This is a genomic window from Dietzia sp. B44 (assembly GCF_014145245.1).
Lineage (GTDB): Bacteria > Actinomycetota > Actinomycetes > Mycobacteriales > Mycobacteriaceae > Dietzia > Dietzia natronolimnaea.
On sequence record NZ_JAALEF010000464.1, the window covers coordinates 1 to 2291 of the forward strand.

General features: G+C 69.8%; 1 protein-coding gene and 1 pseudogene. One reads left to right on the top strand and one right to left on the bottom strand.

Translation table 11 applies throughout. The annotated features are described in order from the left end of the window. Positions 1-184: pseudogene (locus G6017_RS14255) on the bottom strand (amidase); the annotation flags it as partial. Positions 185-350: 166 nt separating this feature from the next. Between G6017_RS14255 and ftsH the strand changes: the two are divergent. Then, positions 351-2291, top strand: a 1941-nt coding sequence (gene ftsH / locus G6017_RS14260) for an ATP-dependent zinc metalloprotease FtsH (protein WP_182617951.1), incomplete at its 3' end; no start/stop codon positions are given.

Genomic DNA, 2291 nt, shown 5'->3' on the forward strand with positions numbered 1-2291 from the left:
CCCGGGCGTCCACCGCCGCCGCGGCCGCACGGCCGTCAGTCCCGAGGAGAGTGGTGAAGGCACGGAGTGCCGGATCCAGGTGCGCGATCCGGTCCAGGGCGGCGTCGAGCGCCCCCGTCGCGGTGTCGGCGCCGGACCGCACCGCCTCTGCGGTCCGGGACGCGGGCGGGGTGGGGGTGATCACGAGCCCGATGGTACGGGGCGCGTACGACACGATCGCCTGTCCGCCCACGGCGATCAGCACGGTCGGCTGTCGTGCCCCGCAGGTAGCCTGGGGCGATAGGCGACGAGGTCGGTCGTATCACGAGGTCCGCCGACCGGCGGGTCCGTCCTTCGCACTCGAGGACCGAATGGAACGTAAGAGCAACACCGTTTTCCGCAACGTGGCGATCGCGGGCGTCATCATCCTGGCGATCGTCGGTTTCTCGTTCTTCGCGAACGACGAGCGGGGGTACACGGAGGTCGACACCTCGGTGGCCCTCGCGCAGATCGACGCCGGGAACGTCAGGGAGGCGACGATCGAGGACCGCGAGCAGCAGCTGCGGCTCACGCTCGAGTCGGCGATCACCCCTGAGGAGGGTGCGGACGAGACCGACCAGCTGCTCGCCAAGTACCCGGAGCGGGCGGCGGCCCAGATCTTCGACCGGATCGCCGCCGCGGAGCCGGAGAAGTACGACACCACCGTCACCCAGCAGGGCTTCCTCACCCAGATGCTGTCGTTCCTGCTGCCCATGCTCATCCTCTTCGGGCTCCTGTTCTACTTCATGACGCGCATGCAGGGCGGCAAGGGCGGCCTGTTCGGCGTCGGCAAGTCGCGGGCCGTCGAGTTCACCAAGGACATGCCGCAGACCACGTTCGCCGACGTCGCCGGTGAGGACGAGGCCGTGGAGGAGCTCAACGAGATCAAGGACTTCCTCCAGAACCCGGCGCGGTACGAGCGCCTGGGCGCCAAGATCCCCCGCGGCGTCCTCCTCTACGGGCCACCCGGAACGGGCAAGACCCTGCTGGCGCGGGCGGTGGCCGGCGAGGCAGGGGTGCCGTTCTTCTCGATCTCGGGCTCGGACTTCGTGGAGATGTTCGTGGGCGTGGGCGCCTCGCGTGTCCGCGACCTGTTCGAGAAGGCCAAGCAGAACGCGCCCTGCATCGTGTTCGTCGACGAGATCGACGCCGTCGGTCGGCACCGCGGCTCCGGGACGGGTGGCGGCCACGACGAACGCGAGCAGACCCTCAACCAGCTCCTCGTGGAGATGGACGGGTTCAGCGACCGTGAGACGGTCATCATGATCGCGGCGACCAACCGTCCCGACGTGCTCGATCCGGCCCTGCTGCGGCCCGGTCGGTTCGACCGCCAGGTGCCGGTGACCAACCCGGACCTGCGCGGTCGCGAGTCCATCCTCGCCGTCCACTCGGTGGGCAAGCCCCTGGCCGCCGACGTGGACATGCGGTCGCTGGCCCGGCGCACGATCGGCATGTCCGGCGCGGACCTGGCCAACGTGCTCAACGAGGGCGCGCTGCTGGCCGCCCGGATGGGCCGGGACGAGATCTCGATCGACATCCTCGAGGAGGCCACCGACCGGGTCGTGGGCGGACCACGCCGCAAGCACCGCGTGATCAGCGAGCACGAGAAGAAGGTCACCGCCTACCACGAGTCCGGTCACGCGCTCGCGGCGTGGGCGATGGAGGACCTGGAGCCGGTCCACAAGGTCACGATCCTCGCTCGCGGCCGCACCGGGGGGCACGCACTGGTCGTCCCGGAGGACGACAAGTCCCTCATGACCCGCGCGGACATGATCGCGCGGATCGTCATGGCCATGGGCGGCCGCGCAGCCGAGGAGTACGTCTTCGGCGAACCGACCTCCGGCGCCAGCTCGGACATCGAGCAGGCCACCAGGATCGCCCGCACGATGGTCGCCGAGTACGGCATGAGTTCCAGGCTCGGGGCGGTCAGGTACGGCGGCGAGGGCGGGGACCCGTTCCTCGGACGCGGCGGCGCCGGGGGCTCCGAGTACTCCCCGGAGGTGGCCAAGGCAATCGACGACGAGGTCCGCCGGATCATCGACGCCGCGCACACCGAGGCGTGGAAGGTCCTCGAGGAGAACCGGGAGATCCTCGACTCCGTGGCAGGGGAACTGCTCGAGAAGGAGACGCTCCGGCAGGAGGATCTCCAACGGCTGTTCGCGGACGTGGTCAAGCGTCCGAGGATCACCGAGTTCGACGACTTCTCCGGTCGTGTCCCGTCGACCCGGCCGCCCATCAAGACACCGGGTGAGCTGGCGAAGGAACGCGGCGAG